The organism is Proteus sp. PR00224 (assembly GCF_016238105.1).
In the GTDB taxonomy this organism is placed as follows: Bacteria; Pseudomonadota; Gammaproteobacteria; order Enterobacterales; family Enterobacteriaceae; genus Proteus.
This window is the reverse complement of the sequence record NZ_JAEHQU010000006.1, coordinates 12605-31418: the sequence shown is the minus strand read 5'-3', so window position 1 is coordinate 31418 and position 18814 is coordinate 12605. Positions and strand designations below refer to the sequence as shown.

The following is an 18814-nucleotide window of genomic DNA, read 5'->3' as shown; positions in this document are numbered from 1 at the left end:
AAACGGTGACTAAAAAGTCACCGTTTATAAACAAACTTAGGTAATTATTGTTATCAGCTATTCACAATAAATGTAAGTGATATCCAATAAAGTAAACCTGATAAACCAATGCTAACTGGTAATGTTAAGATCCAAGCCAGTGCAATATTTTTCACCGTCTTCGATTGGACACCACCACCATCAACAATCATTGTACCTGCAACTGCAGATGACAGAACTTGTGTTGTTGATACAGGCATACCCGTATAACTTGCTACACCAATGGATACCGCTGCTGTTACTTGCGCAGAAACCCCTTGAGCATAAGTCATACCTTTCTTACCAATCTTCTCACCAATCGTTACTGCAACGCGTTTCCAACCTACCATTGTCCCGATAGAGAGCGCTAATGCCACTGCGATAATGATCCAAATCGGAGCATATTCCACGGTGTTTAGCAGGTCACGACTCAATGTTTTTAAGAACCGTGCATCTTGGGCGCTAGTTTCTGGTAATTTAGCCACTTCTGTTGCGGTATCAGCGATACACATAAGTAATCGACGCATTTGAGCACGTTGGTCTGCAGTTAGCTCATCATAAGAGCTAATATTTGCAAGCATCTGTTCTGTTTGATTCAGAACAATTGGCGTTCTTGCGCTATTACAATGGAAATCTGTATCACTAGCATCAGCTTGTACTGGTACTACTGGTGTATTATCAATAGCATGCTGTAGTGCTGGCTGATGTTTCTCATAATATTGTTGTAAGTGCACAACTGCATCATGAGTTTTGGTGATATCGTATCCGCTCGCACTCATATTGACGACAAAGCCCGCAGGCGCCACGCCAATTAATACCAACATGATAAGACCGATACCTTTCTGCCCATCATTTGCACCATGAGAGAAACTCACCCCAACTGCAGATAAAATCAGTGCAGTACGAGTCCAAAATGGCGGCTTACGCTTACCATCTTGCTTCTCACGTTCAGCAGGTGTCAGGTGAATACGACGACGTTTTTTCGTACCACTCCAGTAACGGCGCAGTAAGAAAATCATCGCGCCTGCAATAACCAAGCCGATAATTGGTGAAAGAATGAGTGATAGAAAGATACTGATCATTTTTGGTATGTTTAATGCGTCAACGATAGACGAATCTGTCACGATAGCATTTGTTAAACCAATACCAATGATAGCACCTATCAGCGTATGTGAACTTGATGCTGGAATACCGAAATACCATGTACCTAAGTTCCAGATAATGGCGGCTAACAGCAACGAGAAGACCATGGCAAGGCCATGAGCTGAGCTCACATTCAGCAGAAGATCTGTCGGTAACAAGTGAACGATAGCATAAGCTACGCTCAATCCACCGAGCAAAACTCCAAGGAAGTTAAATACACCCGCCATCACGACCGCAAATTGCGCACGCATAGCACGAGTATAGATAACAGTTGCTACCGCATTTGCGGTATCATGGAAGCCGTTAATAGCTTCATAAAATAGCACAAATAACAGTGCTAAAACCAACATCAAACCTGTGTGAAATTCTAGGTCAGTAAACAAATGTAGCATAGACGTTAAGCCAGTTAGTTGGACATGAACGCGGCGCATTATCAGCGACAAATGCGAACGGTGGAAGCGAAATTTAACCTTTTTTTGATTTGATAACCAAGAAAATTAGAACCTTTTTAAGATAATTCCTTATATATCATTTAATTAATAAAAATAAAAAAAAAGTAAATTTCTGACAATTTTTTTCCTTGCTAATAAGAATTTAGGTGAAAAATGCAGATTTCTCCATATAATTTTACAAAAATACTCTGATCTTACGCGAAAATCATTGATTAAGTTGTCAGAGAAAACCAAGAACGAGACATCATTGTGGGATCATACGATACAGTAATTATAGGTGCAGGTGCCGCGGGGCTTTTTTGTGCGTCTTTAGTAGGACAAGCAGGATTATCTGTTTTAGTCCTCGATAATGGCAAAAAAGCGGGCCGTAAAATTCTAATGTCAGGTGGTGGGCGTTGTAATTTCACCAATATGTATATCGAACCTTCAGCGTACTTATCAGAGAATCCTCATTTCTGTAAGTCAGCACTTGCTCGCTATACACAATGGGATTTTATTGAATTAGTGCAAAAACATAACATTGCCTACCATGAAAAAACGCTAGGACAGCTATTTTGTGATGATTCAGCACAGCAAATTGTTGATTTATTACTCACTGAATGTCAAAAAGGGAAAGTAAGTGTTCGCTTACGTAGTGAAGTCACGCAAATCGAGAAAACGGATGTGGGCTTTACTATTTTTGTTGATGGAAAAACGATCACAACACCTTCGGTGGTCATTGCCAGTGGTGGTCTTTCTATGCCTGGTTTAGGAGCTACTCCTTTTGGCTATAAAGTTGCAGAACAATTTGGACTTTCTGTTTTACCCACTCGCGCAGGTTTAGTGCCTTTTACTCTGCATAAACCCCAACTTGAGCAATTAAGCCAACTATCTGGTGTAGCTGTACCTGCCATTGTGACGGCAAAAAATGGGACAAGCTTTAAAGAAAATATTCTTTTTACACACCGTGGTCTTTCAGGTCCCGCGATTTTACAAATTTCTAGTTATTGGCAAGCTGGAGAGTATGTAAGTATTAACTTACTTCCAAGCATTGATCTTGAAAGCCTTCTCCAAGAAAAACGTCAAGAGCATCCGAATCAATTATTAAAAAATACACTTTCTCGCTTATTACCAAAGCGTTTTATTGAAATAATGATAGAAAATAAACAGTTACCTGATGTTTCCCTGACCCAACTTAGTAATGAACGTATTACGCAAATTGCAACGTTATTACAAGAATGGCAAGTTCAGCCTAATGGTACTGAGGGATATCGCACCGCAGAAGTCACACTAGGTGGCGTAGATACCCGTGCCCTTTCCTCTAAAACAATGGAAGCCACAAAAGTAAAAGGACTCTATTTTATTGGGGAAGTGGTTGATGTCACAGGTTGGTTAGGTGGATATAACTTCCAATGGGCGTGGAGTTCAGCTTATGCCTGTGCGCAGAGCCTTATTTCAACACCAAAATCAACAAACTGATAAATTACACATAATAAAAGCCAGCCATCATCAATCAGTGATGGCTTTTTCTTCTTGTATTTCTCGGTGGAGATTAAAAATACCTTATATCCCTTCCTTTCCTCTGGTTCTATGCCACATTTTCTCTTCTTTTTCCTATAAATGACCCCATAAAGAATATTGTTAACTATTTGGTTATATTACTGTTTTAAAAAATTATTAAAATAAAACAACTCTTTAATCAGTGAGTTAAAACTTTTTTAGCGCTTTTTTCTAATTTGCTTAAAAAAGGGCTTTACAAATGATACTGAGAACTATTATCATCAATAACACTTTCAGATGCACCACCTTCAGGGTCATATGAAAGAACGACATTGCTCACATTGCTTCCAGTGTTTTATTTTAGCCAGCCGGGTGCTGGCTTTTTCTTTTCTAGAACTTATTCGATGTTTTTGTTTTCTCTTATTCAAATTATTTGGATCTTCAGGTTAAATTCCTCCGCTTTTTTACTTTGCGCTATTGAGTAAACTGTGTTCAACAACTTCAGAGAAGGAAACACATTATGATTTATCTACGCAAAGCAAATGAAAGAGGACACGCTAATCATGGTTGGCTAGATAGCTGGCATACCTTCTCTTTCGCAAATTACTACGATCGTGATTTTATGGGATTTTCTGCACTACGAGTGATTAATGAAGATCGCGTAATACCCGGTGAAGGTTTTGGTACTCACCCACATAAAGACATGGAAATTTTAACCTATGTGCTTGAAGGTAATATCGAGCATAAAGACAGCATGGGTAATAAAGAAAATGTTCCCGCAGGTGAGTTTCAAATAATGAGTGCAGGTACAGGTATTACTCACTCAGAATATAATCCAAATAGTGATAAAGGACTGCATTTTTACCAAATTTGGATTATGCCAAACACCGTCGGTATCACACCACGTTACGATCAACGTCGTTTTGATACAACAGTGAGCAAACAGCTTATCTTATCGCCAGATGCCCGTGATGGCTCTTTAAAAGTCTTTCAAGATATGACGTTATGGCGCTGGAACCTGAAAAAAGGTGAAGAAGCACAATATCAAGCTGAAACAGGACGCAATGTTTGGCTACAAGTTGTGAAAGGCAAAATAACGATTAATGACATAATTGCGACCACCAGTGATGGTGTGGCTATCGCAAATGAAGATATGATCCGTTTCGTTGGTGATGAGGACAGTGAAATTTTACTGTTTGATTTACCTCCAGTAACAGCATAGTTGGGTTATCACCCTCTAAAGTCACTTTTTCTCTAATAAACAATTTCACTTTATTTTCTTTCTATTCCCTGAAATCTTCTCGCATTTCAGGGATTTTTTTTATCTCAAAGATCTCAAATAAAAAACACCAAACATCCTATGAGTTTGGTGTTTTTATTCATGCTAATAAAAATTAACGTTTTGGCCCAACTTTAGTCAACGCTTGACCCGCTGGGGTGTCCGTATACTTATCAAAGTTTTTCACAAAGCGATCGGCAAGATCGTCTGCTTTGGTATCCCATTGCGTTTTATCAGCATAAGTATCTCGAGGATCTAATATTTCACTGTTAACGCCTGGCAGTGCGGTTGGGATCTCTAAATCAAATACTGGCAGTGTTTTCATTGGTGCTTTATCAATATCACCATTTAAGATGGCATCAATAATAGCGCGTGTATCTTTAATAGAGATACGCTTACCTGTACCGTTCCAACCTGTATTAACCAAGTAGGCTTTAGCACCTGATGCTTGCATACGTTTTACCAATACTTCAGCGTATTGTGTTGGGTGCAGAGATAAGAATGCCGCACCAAAACAAGCCGAGAATGTTGGCGTTGGCTCAGTCACACCACGTTCAGTTCCCGCAAGTTTAGCGGTGAAACCTGATAAAAAGTGGTATTGCGTCTGTTCTGGTGTTAAACGTGAAACAGGAGGTAACACACCAAAAGCATCCGCTGTTAAGAAAATAACTTTCTTAGCGTGACCTGCTTTGGAAACGGGTTTAACGATATTATCAATATGATAAATAGGGTAAGAAACACGAGTATTTTCTGTTTTCGAACCATCGTCGAAATCAACAGAGCCATCAGATAACACAACCACGTTTTCTAACAGTGCATCACGTTTAATTGCACCATAGATATCAGGTTCGGCTTCTTTTGATAAGTGGATTGTTTTCGCATAACAACCGCCTTCAAAGTTAAACACACCGTCATCATCCCAGCCATGTTCATCATCACCAATTAGCTTGCGCTTAGGATCGGTTGAAAGGGTTGTTTTACCTGTGCCTGATAGACCAAAGAAAATAGCAACATCACCACTTTCGCCAACGTTTGCGGAGCAGTGCATAGAAGCTATGCCTTTAAGAGGAAGGAAGTAGTTCATCATAGAGAACATACCTTTCTTCATCTCGCCACCGTACCAAGTACCACCAATTAACTGAATGCGTTCAGTTAAATTGAAAGCAACGAAGTTTTCTGAATTCAGACCTTGCGCCTTCCAATTTGGATTTGTACATTTCGCTCCGTTCATCACAATGAAGTCTGGTGTGAAATTCTCCAGCTCTTCTTGTTCAGGACGAATAAACATATTTTTAACAAAATGCGCTTGCCAAGCAACTTCTGTGATAAAACGAACTTTCAAACGTGTATCCGCATTCGCACCACAAAATGCATCGACAACAAACAAACGTTTGCCTGATAGCTGATTGGTTACTAATGATTTTAAGTCAGTCCACACTTCTTGTGAAAGTGGCTTATTATCGTTCTTACCTTTACCCTGATCAGCCCACCATACGGTGTCACGAGTAACATCATCACGAACAATGTATTTATCTTTCGGAGAACGTCCAGTAAATATACCTGTATCAACGGCAATAGCGCCTAACGAGGTTTGTGTACCTCGCTCGTAACCTGTTAATCCAGGCTTGGTTTCTTCATTAAATAACAGTTCATAACTTGGGTTATAAATGATTTCACTCGTGTCCTTAATACCGTACTGCTGGAGATCCTTAGGGGTAAGACCTTTAACGCTCATAGTTTCGCTCCTGATAAATAGACCTTTCTACGAATAATATTAAGGTGTTACGAGTAATTAACAGCGATTGTTATCAATATTTTGAAAATTTATAATTTTTTTATGTTAAGAACGAGAGCTAATGCACAAAACTACAGAAAAATTGTTGAATAAAAAAGGACGCAAAATGGCGTCCTTTTGATAAAACTGACTTGCTAAATCGAATCAGTGCAATTCAGAGTCGTTCAACTTATTGATATTATTAATATCATTCTCATTGAAGATATAATGAGTTCCACAATATTCACATTCCATATCAATATTTCCCTGTTCTTGCAACAGGTGAGTTACATCTTCTTTCGACAATGTTACTAATGTATTTTCACAGCGTTCACGTGAACAAGTGCAATGAAATTCAACAGGTTGAGGATCATAAAGAGTGACATCTTCCTCGTGATATAAGCGATGTAAGATCTCTTTAGTATCTAGCGTAAATAGCTCTTCAGCTTTAATTGTGTGCGTTAACTGTGTGAGCAATTCAAAATGTTCAGCAGTATGTTCTGCTGTGAACTCTTCTGATGCAGGCAATACTTGTAATAGCATACCCGCTGCGGCTGGTTTGCCCGCTTGCATACCACTACGAATAAATACGCGTGTAGGTAACTGTTCTGATTGCTTAAAGTAGTTATCAATACATGCTTCAATAGTTTCACCATCAAGAGCAACAATACCTTGATAACGTTCACCTTTTTCAGGCGTTACCGTGATGACCATAAAACCATTACCGATCATCTCTTTTAATGTACTTCCAGCCTTAACATCATCACCTACACGCGCAACACCACGCATTTGTTGATTATTGTTGCCATTAATAACCGCCAATCGTACTGGACCATCGCCTTGTATTTGAACTGTAATATCTCCTTCAAATTTAAGCGTTGCTGTTAACAAACTCGTTGCCACCAACAAATCACCCAAAAGGCATTGAACTGGCTCAGGATAATGGTGATTTTCAAGCATTGATTGATAGGTTTCAGTCACATTGACCAATTCACCACGTACCGCGTTTTTTTCAAATAAAAAACGTGATAAAGCGTCTTTTTTAGACATAACTTTCTCTCATTTCAGGGAATCGGTTAATCCGATTCTTGTAAATTTGTCTGTTTGAAGCGAAGTAAGGTGCGTCTTTCCTTTTTATCAGGGCGACGCTCAGGATGAGGCATTGTTAACGCATTCATTTTTCTTGCTAGAGCAATTTTTTCTCTTTTAGCAATACTCTCTGGTGTTTCACAATAGAGTGTCTGCGCTTGTGTAGCACCTTGTCGCTGTGCACTCACCATGAGAATGGTTACCGTCCGTTCATCATTACCTTGTCGTAGGCGTATTTCTGCGCCTTCTTCAACGATTTTACTTGGCTTGCCTCTCACACCGTTGTAATGGACTTTACCACCTTCAATCATTGTGCGAGCAATGGCACGCGTTTTATAAAAACGAGCGGCCCAAAGCCATTTATCTAAGCGGACACCACTTTCTTGTGATGGTTGACTCATCCCTTTCTCCTTAACTTCAACTTCTTTACGAAGGCGATAGTGTAAACACATAGCCTTCCACAACAAGGGACTTACTGAGGAGGGCGATAAAAACAGTGCTCATAATAGAGACTGATTTTATTCATGCGTTGGTTATTTTGTCGCCGGCGCCGGATGATAAGAAATAGGTTCAATATTAAGAACCCGATAGCAAGAAACAATAATAACGTATTACCGATGTAATATAACATTGTCATCGAGTCTGGCAGGCTATGTAAAAATATCTGTAACGTGCCATTTGCATCGATAACCATGCCTGTTATGACACCTCCGGTATCAAAAGGCGTGTGTAATAAAATATCAGATAAACGTTGTAGTTCTCGCCACTGTTCTAACGGGGTCGGTTCAAATACCGAATTTGAACTTGAAGCGTAATCAACAAGTTGTTTTCTCTCATCACTGATTAACAGCACACCACCTGGTGGAGGACTGTTTAACAGTATTGCGGCTTTATCTATTTCTCGGTAGATAAAAGAAGATGTGGTGGTGTCGATAAGCTTTTCCAAGGCCTCAGCACTCACTGCACGCAATAAAACATTAGTTCCGGTTAATTTTCCACTTTCAGCTCGTTGAACTAATGCAGTCCAATCATTGACGTTACTTAAGTTAACTAGCGCCATTTTTAGCCGAATACATTCATTTTCTCGTGGACATAAATCCTGTGTTTTCAACACAATGCCATCAAAATTATCTAACAAGTTCATCCCAGATTTAGTAATCGCTTGGCCTAAACTTGGGTTAACTCTGTTATTAGAAACAGGGTGTAATTGCTCTTCAACCATATGCAATAAAGCGGCAGCTTTTTCTATCGTGCTCGATTCAGGCATTGGCATTGGATTACTGTTATTCCAATAAATCCCTGAGCAATCAAAAGGTGCAAAAATCGTTTTATTATTCTTACTTGATAAATTAGGTGGCATGTAGCACATCCCAACCCCTTTAGCTTGAATAATATCTCCGACATGCAAATCGGTTGTTTCCAACTCGGTAAAGTTGGTGACTAAATGAGGTTCAGTATCTTTAAGCCATGAAAAGCTGAGTTTCATAGAAAGAGAAAGTGGCTGATAAAGATACAACATTCCAATAATAAACAAACTCCAAAAAACGAAAATAATATTTTTAATATATCGTTTATAAGGATAATTTTTCTCTTCATCATGTAATGAAAGGTAATTTCCTTGTTTTACAACATGATGGTTTGGATACATTTCTAAATAGGTCACCTTATCAATATCGTTTTGGATATAAGGCTCCCAATGAGGCGGGTAAACAAGATCAATCCCCCCTAAAGAAACATTTTTTACCTGCCCATGATCAAAATTACCAAAAAGCCCCCAGCGCTTTAAGCGCCCTTTAAAACAGTGGATTTCTTGTTTACGTGGTTTGATTAAAGGGTTGTGGATCAGAAAAATACCAACAGCAAGAAAAGCACCACCAGTCGCTAGGATCCAAGGAAGAAAAACTTGAGGCATCATTAAGGCTGTTAGACACAACGTAAGCCCTATACAAATAAAAGAGCCATCCCAAAAACCAGATGAGTTATGTAATCGATATTCTTCGTTAGTTTCTTCTCGGATTTGTAATAAGTGAGCCGCATCACCTTCGTTCTTTTGGATAGTTGATGAACCATTTGCCAATATCGGTTCAGACAGCTGTTTTAAACTTAGCGCAGAAAAATGAATTTTTTCATCTTTTAAGAAATGTCCATTCACACCAACAACGATGGGGATCGAAGGGGTACAGACAACATCAAGAACGTTTTCTTGCTGAAGATAAGGAACGAGCAGCGGGGGAATATGAATTTCTACAGCATCAATATAGTAACGCCAATGATTTAATCCTTCACTAGAACCTGCGAAGCGATTAACGATATTTCTTAATGTAGTAACGACTTCGCCTTTAATTGGCATTTCGGGGAAGTTTTGTAATGAATAGCCAGAAGAGAAGTTTGATGTACCAAAATAAGATAAATAATCACTAATAAGCCCATAGTCATCAGAAGTGAGCTTGCGATAAGTAGGTTTAGCGAGAGATGGGAGATGATGTGAGCCATCAAGCCGCCTTCTTTTAAAGAATAGAAAGGCGGCCATTATAAATAGGCTTATCATCAAGATAGCCAATATAATGACTGATAATCTCATTTTTTCCCCATGCTTATACTGATGCTGCGTAGTAACAATAACAAATTTAAAACCCTGCCTAACATAAGGCAATTCCTATTCTTTTGTTCTATTTTTTATTTAAATACAATAGATTATATTTTTGCAGTCGCGTTATAATTTATATCTATAATCAAGTTTATATCCGCTAACAATGCTATCTTCGGGTAAAATAGCGAATCAATAAATAATAATATTCTCAAAAAATCAATAAATAACTAGATTTGATAGCGGAGTGTACTCAATTTTCCTTTAAAAGCTAAATCTAATTGTTAGATTTATTTTGTCATTAATGTGTTAAATTCAGGTTAATCTCTATTCTGCCAGGGACTGTTATGAAAGAACTAAAAAAACCCAATATATTAAACATTGATAACATCGCCCGTTCTCGATTATTTCAGATCCAATCCGTTAATCTGGAGTTTAGCAACGGAGAAAAGCGCACTTATGAGCGAATGAAACCCGCTAATCGTGAAGCTGTTATGATTGTTCCTATTATTGATGACAATCTTATTCTTATTCGTGAATACGCCGTAGGTATCGAAAATTACGACTTTGGTTTTCCCAAAGGCGCCATTGATCCTGGTGAAAATGCCCTACAAGCCGCAAACCGCGAACTAAAAGAAGAAATTGGTTATGGTGCCCACTCATTAATAGAACTCGCAAAGCTTTCTATGGCGCCATCTTACTTTTCTAGCAAAATGAACATTGTCATTGCGCATGACCTTTATCCAGAGCAACTCGAAGGTGATGAGCCTGAGCCACTAATCCAAATACGTTGGCCTATCGCCAAAATGATGGATTTACTCGACCACCCAGATTTTACAGAAGCTCGTAGTGTCAGTGCTCTCTTCTTAGCTCACCGCTATCTATTACAAAAATAAATAGATAAATAAAAAACCGGACTTTAACATCCGGTTTTTATTTTCGATTAATTAGAATAACTCGTTAGATTCGCCATTATCCTCAAAAATCTGTGTTCCTACTTCATTTTTTGCCCTTTCTGTCGGTTGAGTCCCATCAATAAAATATTCTTTCATTGAAGGGCCATCACCTGCCAATTTTCCTGTTCTTCTATCAATTTGAACAGCCACAACACCTTTTGGCACAGGCATCATATTAACAGGGACACCATCCAGAGCCACTTTCATAAAGTCATTCCAAATAGGTTGCGCTGTTTTAGCACCCGCTTCACCACCACTCGCGGCAGTTCGACCTAAATTGCGGCTACTGTCATCAAAGCCAATCCAAGCTGTGGCAACAATATTGGCACCATATCCAGAGAACCATGCATCTTTAGAACTGTTTGTTGTTCCGGTCTTACCACCAATATCTTGGCGTTTAAGATCACGAACAGCACGCCAACCTGTACCAGACCATCCCGGTTCACCCACAAGGTTTGTCCTTAATGCATCATGCATTAAGTAAGCCAGTGGTGTGCTGATAACGTGTGGTGCATAAGGGCTTTCTTTTACAGTTTCAGCTAACGGTGCTTGTTCTAATTCAATTTCAGGCGTAGCAGCTGCTGGCTGAGATTTATTAGATTGAGCAACGTTTTCCATATAGTCATCAGATAACGCAATAGAACGCATGGTATCGCCGTAAATAACAGGGATATCAGTACAATCCGGGCAAGCTATCTTTGGTTTTGCAGTAAACAGCTCTTCACCATCAGCATTTTCAATACGTTGGATATAGTAAGGCTCAATGAGATATCCGCCGTTTGCCATAACAGCAAATCCTCGTACCATTTGCATTGGTGTAAATGATGGTGATCCTAATGCTAAAGATTCTGTTCTATCGATATTTTGATTAGGGAAACCAAAACGTAATAGATAATCAGCAGCATAATCCACGCCCATCGCGCGCATTGCACGTACCATCACCACGTTTTTAGACTGGCCTAAACCTTGACGTAAACGAATAGGGCCGGCATAAGTTGGCGGTGAGTTTTTAGGGCGCCAATCTGTTCCTGCACCAGCATCCCAGCGGCTAATAGGTAAATCATTAAGCAGTGTCGATAACGTCAATCCTTTATCTAATGCAGCAGCATATAAGAAAGGTTTAATGTTTGAACCGACTTGGCGTAAAGATTGAGAAACTCGGTTAAATTTACTGATCTCAAAATCAAAACCACCAACAAGCGCAATAATCCCTCCATTGATAGGATCTAATGCAACAAATGCCGCATTAACACCCGGAAGTTGCGCTAGCACCCAACTTTTTTCGTTATTTTGACGTACCCAAATTTGCTCACCAACATGCACAACGGCATCAACTTTTGTTGGTGTTGCGCCTTGAGAGGTGTCAGAAATAAATTTACGTGCCCAACGAACCGCTTTTAAATCTAGCGTAATGTTGTCGCCCGTTTTTAAAATGACTTTGGCTTCTTTCGCATCAGCAGATAACACAACAGCTGGAATTAAAGGGCCATAAGTTTGGATCCCTTTTAATTTCTTGTTGATAGCTTCGTTATCCCATGGTGTTTGCCCTTCACTCCACAAAACTTCTTGAGCACCACGGTAACCATGACGCATGTCGTAGTCGATAACATTATCACGCAAGGCTTTTTCTGCCGCTAATTGATCTTTACGAACCACAGTGGTGTAAATTTTATAGCCATCAGTGTAGGCATTTTCACCATAACGCTCGTACATCTCCATACGCACCATTTCGGTTAGATAAGGTGCTGAGAAATCAATTTGAGGTGCGTGGTATTTCGCAACAATAGGCTCTGCTCTTGCACTTTCATATTGTGCGCGAGTGATATAGTTCTCTTCATACATACGCTGTAAAACGATATTACGACGTTTTAAGGCACGATCATAAGAATAAAGTGGGTTAAGTGTAGAAGGTGCTTTAGGTAAGCCAGCAATCACAGCCATTTCATTAAGGCTCAGATCGTGAACACTTTTACCAAAGTAAACATAAGCGGCAGCACCCACACCATAAGCACGATTACCCAGATAAATTTTATTTAAATACAGCGCTAAAATTTCATCTTTAGTGAGCTCTTTCTCAATGCGGATCGCCAAAAAGGCTTCTTTTATTTTGCGCATTAATTTCTTTTCAGGCGTTAAAAAGAAATTTCGAGCTAATTGTTGCGTAATGGTACTAGCGCCTTGGGAGGCTTGTCCTGATGTTAATGCCACTACAACAGCACGCGAGATCCCAATAGGGTCAATACCGTGGTGTTCACGAAAACGCGTATCTTCTGTTGCGATAAAAGCATTAATAAGTTGAGGAGGCATCTCCTCCAATGTTAGCGGTAAACGACGTTTCTCGCCGTATTGCGCAATCAACTCTCCGTCTGCACTAAATACCTGCATAGGGGTTTGTAAACGAACATCTTTTAATGTCGCGACATCGGGTAACTGAGGCTCAACATACTTATACATACCGTATATCGAGGCTGCTCCCAAAATTATGCAAGCAAAAACGAAGATGAAAAAATATTTTAAGAACTTCACCTTAAATTTCCCATGTAGTGTGAATTGGGCGGTTTATAAACAAACAGTGCGTAGTATAAAGGTAACGCCTCTTTGAAAATAGGCAATTACTCATCAATAGATATGGATATCATTTATGGAAACACACAATTACCAGATTGGTATTGAAATTAACACTCATCATATCAATGCAGTTTTGGTATTTCAGCAGAATAAACAATGGAAGATCAGTGCATTTTGGCAATTCCCTTTACCTCTTAATGACGATTTAAATGATATAAAATTAAGAAAAATCCTAATGGGTTGGCGTAAAAAATTACCTTCTATTAATAATGTTACGCTTTCTCTACCGGATATTTATGAAAACTATCAAATTATCCCACTGCCTCATGCAGTTTCCCTTACATCAGCAGCATGTTATCGGTTGGCGCAACTACGAGCCACATCTTACACACAAAATACGAAAATCCCTGTTAATTTTGATTATCGGCAAAATAAGGGGAAACTCGCTATTCACCTGTGCCATAAAACGATTTTAGATAAGTATATTGACTTATTTTCTCGAATAAACTTAACAATAACTGCGATTGATACCCCAGCGTGTGCACTACGCTATTTAGCAACTTACCTCGGCATCTCACCTCAGAATCCCCTTTTGTACTGTAAAAACAAAACGCTACTTTGGGTATCATCTGATGAAAATATGCCCCATTACGGCACTCTCACCTATGAAAACCAACAAGAGCAACAAGCTTGTATTTATCAGTTAATAGAAAAATACCATTGGCCATTAAAACAGTGTTATTTAACGGGTGATAATGAAGAATATTTTAGCCAGTTGATGCCTCTTTGGCCCAATCTTTCCCTCAACTTATTTAAAACAACGTCAGATAAAGATCTCATTCCATTTGTTGCATTAGGTTTGGCATTACGCCCTGAAGAGGTGCTATGTATCAAGTAAATTACCTACCTTGGCGCCACAGCTTATTTAGACAAAAAGCATTGTTATGGCTTTCTCAAACGCTATCATTGGTCACGATCACTTTCGTTATTTGTAGCTATTACACCTACCATTTGGCACAAAAACGATCACTCATAACAGATCAACAACGCCAAACTCAGCAACAAGAAGATTTATTACTAAAACAGGTCGATATATATCAAACACAGAAAAAACAAACACTTTTACACTATCAGCACTATTCACTCTATTATCAAAACTGGTTGCGCTATTTACATTACATTCGCTTCTTTCGAGCTATCGAAACCCATCTTCCCTCAACTGGTTGGATTAGCCACTATGGTGAGGCAGATAATCAACGCTCACTGCATCTCACACTCCCCAATACACAATCACTCTCCTTTATTACCAACCTTAAAAGTCACTCTGTTTTAGCCTCTTTAACGTTGAGTTATTTACAACAAAACAAAACTGATCCGTCTTACACAGAAGTGCATTTAAACGGAAAATCAGAAGAACAAGAGCGATGGAATGAAGAAGATGAGGGAAGCCAATGAAAATAAATGCACAATGGTTGTTACTTATTGCGTTTCTACCTAAGTGGAAACTCACTTTACTGAGCTTAATGATACCTTTTATTACCCTGCTATTTTATTACCTCTTTATCTACACGGACTACCAGCAAGAGATAGCCCAACAACACCTAGAAATAGCACAAAGACTAAAGCGTATTAATCACTATCAAAGCACATTAGACACAATGCCATCTATTAATTCACTAATCACACAACAAATAGATTATGACATTCCATTCGATAACCCACCGGTTAGTGAGCAATTACAACGCTTACTAATGACTTATCATTTTATACCAGAGATTTGGGAAAACACGCCTAACTCTTTATATAAACTCACTTTTACTTTGTCTTACCCACAGTTTTTAACACTATTGGAATACCTCAGTCAAACAAGTTTAGCGCTGATCTCTCTGAATATTGTTCCAATAAAACCCCACCTAATTTCAGTACAAATGAGTTTTACAGAGCTAAGTTATCCTAATGCAATACAGGGTGATATATCATGAAGATAGGAATTTTAATCGTCATATTATATATGATGACAACCACCATTTGGGCTCACACTCGAGACCCCTTCTTTCCTGAGAATAGCGATGATGAAAAGATATCATCTACCTTTATTGAAGAGCGAACATCTACTACAGAACAACCTGAAGAATTACATCACCAACTTTATCCTTTAAATTATGCTGATGCTGAGAGACTAGGTGAACAACTAAGTGATCACACTATTCCATTACTAAGTCAGCAGGGGCGAGTTATTATTGATAGAGAAGCGAATAGTCTTTCAATAGTTGATAATAGTAAAACACTATCTGAAATTGGGGATTGGCTAAAATTACGGGACACCCCACAACAACAAGTTCATATCACCGCACATATTGTGAGTAGCAGTCAGGATGCTCTAAATGAATTAGGTACTCAATGGGGATTACAAGCATTAAAAACACAAACCGAAGCCGCATCTACAATACCTAATGCTATTTCAACAACCTCCTCGCTTAATTCGGCGCTATCAACGCCTTCACTTTCTGCATTATCACTCCATCAAAACACCAAAAACCCTCTTCACTATATTGCATTTAATATTGCTAGAATTAATGGACGCCTATTAGAGCTTGAATTAAGTGCGTTAGAACAAGAGAAACAGTTATCTATTATTGCCAGTCCGCGGCTAACAACCGCTCATGAAAAAACAGCCTCCATCAAACAAGGAACGGAGATCCCCTATGTCAGTCGAGATAATGAAATCACACGAGTACAATTTAAAGAAGCCGTCTTGGGTATGGAAGTAACGCCCATTATTCAAAGAAATAAAAAGATAAGGTTAATACTTAAAATTAGTCAAAACACACCAGGTATTGCACTTGTTCAAGGCGGAAGTGAACATCTTTCTATTGATAAACAAGAGATCAGCACAGAAGTGACTATTCGCGATGGAGAAACCATTATGTTGGGAGGTATATTTCAGCAAAAGCAACAAGAACACACAGCAAAGATCCCCTTCTTATCCTCTATTCCATTACTAGGCGTACTTTTCAGTCATAAAAGAGATCAACACAGTCGCCATGAATTGGTTATTTTTATTACACCCAAATTAATATAATTTTTTATGTGATAAATATTTTTATTATAAAATACAAAGCATTACATGTTTTTCACTAGAGTTAAACTGAGAGTTATTCATTGTTTTTTCTTATAATCAGTATTTATAGATTTGACGATGAGGACGATTTAGCTTACAAGGGTTAGCTAATTTGAGTGAGCCTGAAACATCACAATAAAAATACGGATACATTTTATGCACTTCCTCTATTCTTGGAGGTAGGGCTTTTTATATGTAATATTGATCGATTGATGACGAAAAAGACAATATTATCAGATGCGGTTTTCCGACTAAATTGTGTTAGAATCTCCGCGTTGCCAACAAAGATAATTACTTTTTTAGTAGTTTTTGTTATGTACTGTGGGCAAAGGGATTTTTATCCTATGTTGTCGCTTATGACAGCATGTGGTTATTTTATAGCGATCTACTGAAAGAACTCAGTCTTATTATGAGAGTAGATAACAAATGTTATCAGGTGTGAATTAGATAAACACTCATAAATTTCAGTTTAGGTCCCGTCGCTGAATGAATTTGGCGGGGCGGGTTATCATTAACGAATATCTTAGTAATACCAAAAACATGGCAGAGAAACGTAATATCTTTCTGGTTGGGCCTATGGGTGCCGGCAAAAGCACTATTGGTCGTCAGTTAGCTCAACAACTTAGTATGGAGTTTTATGATTCCGATCAGGAAATTGAGCGGCGTACAGGTGCAGATGTAGGTTGGGTATTTGATGTTGAAGGCGAAGAAGGCTTCCGTCAACGAGAAGAAAAAATAATCAACGAACTCACTGAAAAGCAAGGCATTGTGTTAGCAACAGGTGGTGGTTCGGTGATATCGCGAGAAACCCGTAACAGATTATCTGCACGCGGTGTGGTTGTTTATTTAGAAACCAACATCGAAAAGCAGCTCGCGCGTACCCAACGTGATAAAAAACGTCCTTTATTGCAAGGTGTTGAACCTGTGCGCGATGTCTTAGAGACATTAGCTGAAGAACGTAATCCTCTTTATGAAGAAATTGCTGACATCACTATTCATACTGATGATCAGAGTGCAAAAATTGTAGCCAATCAAATAATTGAATTATTAGAACAAAACTAATAAATTCAGCTATTTATAAGGTTAAGTAAAGACAATAAAAAGAAGGCCACTGTTATGGAAAAAATCACTGTCACATTAGGTGAAAGAAGCTATCCCATTACCATTGCTTCTGGCCTTTTTCATCAAGAAGATACCTTTTTACCTTTAAAATCAGGGCAGCAAGTTATGATAGTCACAAACGTGACACTTGCTCCACTCTATTTAGAAAAGGTAACGGACACCTTAAAAAAACAGGGTGTTTTGGTTGATAGCGTAATTTTGCCTGATGGCGAACAATACAAATCGCTTGAAATCATGAATGATGTCTTTACTGCATTATTAGAAAAAAATCACAATCGAGATACAACACTTATCGCATTAGGCGGTGGTGTTATTGGTGATCTAACTGGTTTTGCCGCAGCAAGCTATCAACGTGGCGTTCGCTTTATCCAAGTACCAACAACACTATTGTCACAAGTCGATTCTTCTGTTGGTGGAAAAACCGCAGTTAATCATCCTCTTGGCAAAAATATGATTGGTGCGTTTTATCAGCCCGCTTCTGTTGTTATCGATCTCGATTGTCTTGCCACATTACCGCCTCGTGAACTTTCATCGGGTTTAGCTGAAGTTATTAAATATGGCATCATTTTAGATAAAGACTTTTTTATCTGGCTTGAAAATAATATTGATAAACTCTTGGCTCTTGATCCTAAAGCCATGGCATTTTGTATCCGTCGTTGCTGTGAGCTAAAAGCTGACGTCGTTGCTGCTGATGAAAAAGAAACAAGTGGCTTACGCGCACTACTCAACCTTGGCCATACCTATGGACATGCCATTGAAGCCCATATGGGATATGGTGTTTGGTTGCATGGTGAAGCCGTTGCCGCAGGTATGGTAATGGCGGCAAGAACATCTCAAGCACTTGGTCAATTCACTGAAGAAGAGACTCAACGTGTTATTCAATTGCTTGAGAGAGCCAATCTCCCCATCAATGGTCCTATTGAAATGACACCTGATGACTATTTACCTCATATGATGAGAGATAAAAAAGTATCTGGTGGCAAATTACACCTTGTTTTACCAAAAGGTATCGGTCAATCCGAATTACGTGCCGATATTACTCGCGAACAAGTCCACAAAGCGATAACATCTTGCATTAATGCAAATTAAGCTCCCCATTACCTGACAAGCAATAAACTAGAATATTCATTTAAGGAAAATTCTGGTTAATATTGTCAAATGCAACGTTTCAGAAAAAGCGTTTCATCCTTATACTATGAGGTAATGGCTAAGGCTGAATAGAATAT

At 38.8% G+C, this 18814-nt stretch carries 15 protein-coding genes; 9 read left to right on the top strand and 6 right to left on the bottom strand.

The genetic code is table 11. The annotated features are described in order from the left end of the window. Window positions 1-53: 53 nt before the first annotated feature. The gene (pitA, locus tag JEP71_RS11450; protein WP_198620170.1) at window positions 54-1553 is read right to left on the bottom strand and encodes an inorganic phosphate transporter PitA; all 1500 of its coding nucleotides are present in this window, start codon (window positions 1551-1553) and stop codon (window positions 54-56) included. Between the two features lie 309 nt (window positions 1554-1862). On the opposite strand from pitA, the gene JEP71_RS11445 reads away from it, so the two are divergent. Both JEP71_RS11445 and JEP71_RS11440 read left to right on the top strand, forming a co-directional pair. Next, window positions 1863-3071 (top strand): NAD(P)/FAD-dependent oxidoreductase, encoded by a 1209-nt coding sequence (locus tag JEP71_RS11445; protein WP_160230820.1) that lies wholly within the window; start codon window positions 1863-1865, stop codon window positions 3069-3071. Window positions 3072-3612: 541 nt separating this feature from the next. After that, on the top strand, window positions 3613-4314 hold the full coding sequence (locus tag JEP71_RS11440; protein WP_109374170.1) for a pirin family protein: 702 nt from the start codon (window positions 3613-3615) through the stop codon (window positions 4312-4314). A gap of 172 nt (window positions 4315-4486) precedes the next feature. On the opposite strand, the gene pckA is transcribed toward JEP71_RS11440, so the two are convergent. The 4 genes from pckA to umoB form a co-directional block, all read right to left on the bottom strand. Beyond that, window positions 4487-6106, bottom strand: a complete 1620-nt coding sequence (gene pckA, locus JEP71_RS11435; protein WP_198626258.1) for a phosphoenolpyruvate carboxykinase (ATP) — start codon at window positions 6104-6106, stop codon at window positions 4487-4489. Between the two features lie 204 nt (window positions 6107-6310). Continuing rightward, complete coding sequence (hslO, locus tag JEP71_RS11430; RefSeq protein WP_198626257.1) at window positions 6311-7195, bottom strand: Hsp33 family molecular chaperone HslO; 885 nt, start codon at window positions 7193-7195, stop codon at window positions 6311-6313. Window positions 7196-7221: 26 nt separating this feature from the next. Then, on the bottom strand, window positions 7222-7635 hold the full coding sequence (hslR, locus tag JEP71_RS11425) for a ribosome-associated heat shock protein Hsp15 (RefSeq protein WP_100158535.1): 414 nt from the start codon (window positions 7633-7635) through the stop codon (window positions 7222-7224). A 71-nt stretch (window positions 7636-7706) separates the two neighbouring features. Further along, a complete protein-coding gene (gene umoB / locus JEP71_RS11420; RefSeq protein ID WP_109374168.1) occupies window positions 7707-9815 on the bottom strand; it encodes a flagellar biogenesis regulator UmoB in 2109 nt (702 codons plus the stop codon). Between the two features lie 353 nt (window positions 9816-10168). Between umoB and nudE the strand changes: the two genes are divergently transcribed. Then, complete coding sequence (gene nudE / locus JEP71_RS11415) at window positions 10169-10717, top strand: ADP compounds hydrolase NudE (RefSeq protein WP_109374167.1); 549 nt, start codon at window positions 10169-10171, stop codon at window positions 10715-10717. Window positions 10718-10768: 51 nt separating this feature from the next. Here nudE and mrcA read toward each other — a convergent pair whose 3' ends face one another. Then, window positions 10769-13303 carry a peptidoglycan glycosyltransferase/peptidoglycan DD-transpeptidase MrcA gene (gene mrcA / locus JEP71_RS11410; RefSeq protein WP_109374166.1) on the bottom strand — a complete coding sequence of 845 codons (2535 nt, stop codon included), beginning with the start codon at window positions 13301-13303 and terminating at the stop codon, window positions 10769-10771. Between the two features lie 115 nt (window positions 13304-13418). Here mrcA and JEP71_RS11405 point away from each other — a divergent pair, with 115 nt between their 5' ends. The 6 genes from JEP71_RS11405 (at window position 13419) to aroB (ending at window position 18677) form a co-directional block, all read left to right on the top strand. Next, window positions 13419-14243, top strand: coding sequence for a hypothetical protein (locus JEP71_RS11405; protein WP_198626256.1), 825 nt, complete (start codon window positions 13419-13421; stop codon window positions 14241-14243). Then, on the top strand, window positions 14231-14800 hold the full coding sequence (locus JEP71_RS11400) for a fimbrial assembly protein (RefSeq protein ID WP_198626255.1): 570 nt from the start codon (window positions 14231-14233) through the stop codon (window positions 14798-14800). The genes JEP71_RS11405 and JEP71_RS11400 overlap by 13 nt, the downstream gene beginning before the upstream one ends. Beyond that, window positions 14797-15327 (top strand): hypothetical protein, encoded by a 531-nt coding sequence (locus JEP71_RS11395; protein ID WP_198626254.1) that lies wholly within the window; start codon window positions 14797-14799, stop codon window positions 15325-15327. Before JEP71_RS11400 ends, JEP71_RS11395 begins: the two co-directional genes overlap by 4 nt. Beyond that, window positions 15324-16427 carry a type IV pilus secretin PilQ gene (gene pilQ / locus JEP71_RS11390; protein WP_198620161.1) on the top strand — a complete coding sequence of 368 codons (1104 nt, stop codon included), beginning with the start codon at window positions 15324-15326 and terminating at the stop codon, window positions 16425-16427. Before JEP71_RS11395 ends, pilQ begins: the two co-directional genes overlap by 4 nt. Window positions 16428-17006: 579 nt before the next feature. Further along, window positions 17007-17528: a shikimate kinase AroK gene (gene aroK / locus JEP71_RS11385; RefSeq protein WP_129586866.1), complete on the top strand. Its 522-nt coding sequence runs from the start codon at window positions 17007-17009 to the stop codon at window positions 17526-17528. A gap of 54 nt (window positions 17529-17582) precedes the next feature. Further along, the gene (aroB, locus tag JEP71_RS11380; RefSeq protein ID WP_198620162.1) at window positions 17583-18677 is read left to right on the top strand and encodes a 3-dehydroquinate synthase; all 1095 of its coding nucleotides are present in this window, start codon (window positions 17583-17585) and stop codon (window positions 18675-18677) included. The last annotated feature ends 137 nt before the right edge of the window (window positions 18678-18814 follow it).

Coding starts and splice junctions, on each gene's coding strand:
- pitA (WP_198620170.1), bottom strand. CDS start 1,553: ATGCTACATTTGTTTACTGACCTAGAATTTCACACAGGTTTGATGTTG.
- JEP71_RS11440 (WP_109374170.1), top strand. CDS start 3,613: ATGATTTATCTACGCAAAGCAAATGAAAGAGGACACGCTAATCATGGT.
- pckA (WP_198626258.1), bottom strand. CDS start 6,106: ATGAGCGTTAAAGGTCTTACCCCTAAGGATCTCCAGCAGTACGGTATT.
- hslO (WP_198626257.1), bottom strand. CDS start 7,195: ATGTCTAAAAAAGACGCTTTATCACGTTTTTTATTTGAAAAAAACGCG.
- hslR (WP_100158535.1), bottom strand. CDS start 7,635: ATGAGTCAACCATCACAAGAAAGTGGTGTCCGCTTAGATAAATGGCTT.
- umoB (WP_109374168.1), bottom strand. CDS start 9,815: ATGAGATTATCAGTCATTATATTGGCTATCTTGATGATAAGCCTATTT.
- nudE (WP_109374167.1), top strand. CDS start 10,169: ATGAAAGAACTAAAAAAACCCAATATATTAAACATTGATAACATCGCC.
- JEP71_RS11405 (WP_198626256.1), top strand. CDS start 13,419: ATGGAAACACACAATTACCAGATTGGTATTGAAATTAACACTCATCAT.
- JEP71_RS11400 (WP_198626255.1), top strand. CDS start 14,231: ATGTATCAAGTAAATTACCTACCTTGGCGCCACAGCTTATTTAGACAA.
- JEP71_RS11395 (WP_198626254.1), top strand. CDS start 14,797: ATGAAAATAAATGCACAATGGTTGTTACTTATTGCGTTTCTACCTAAG.
- pilQ (WP_198620161.1), top strand. CDS start 15,324: ATGAAGATAGGAATTTTAATCGTCATATTATATATGATGACAACCACC.
- aroK (WP_129586866.1), top strand. CDS start 17,007: ATGGCAGAGAAACGTAATATCTTTCTGGTTGGGCCTATGGGTGCCGGC.
- aroB (WP_198620162.1), top strand. CDS start 17,583: ATGGAAAAAATCACTGTCACATTAGGTGAAAGAAGCTATCCCATTACC.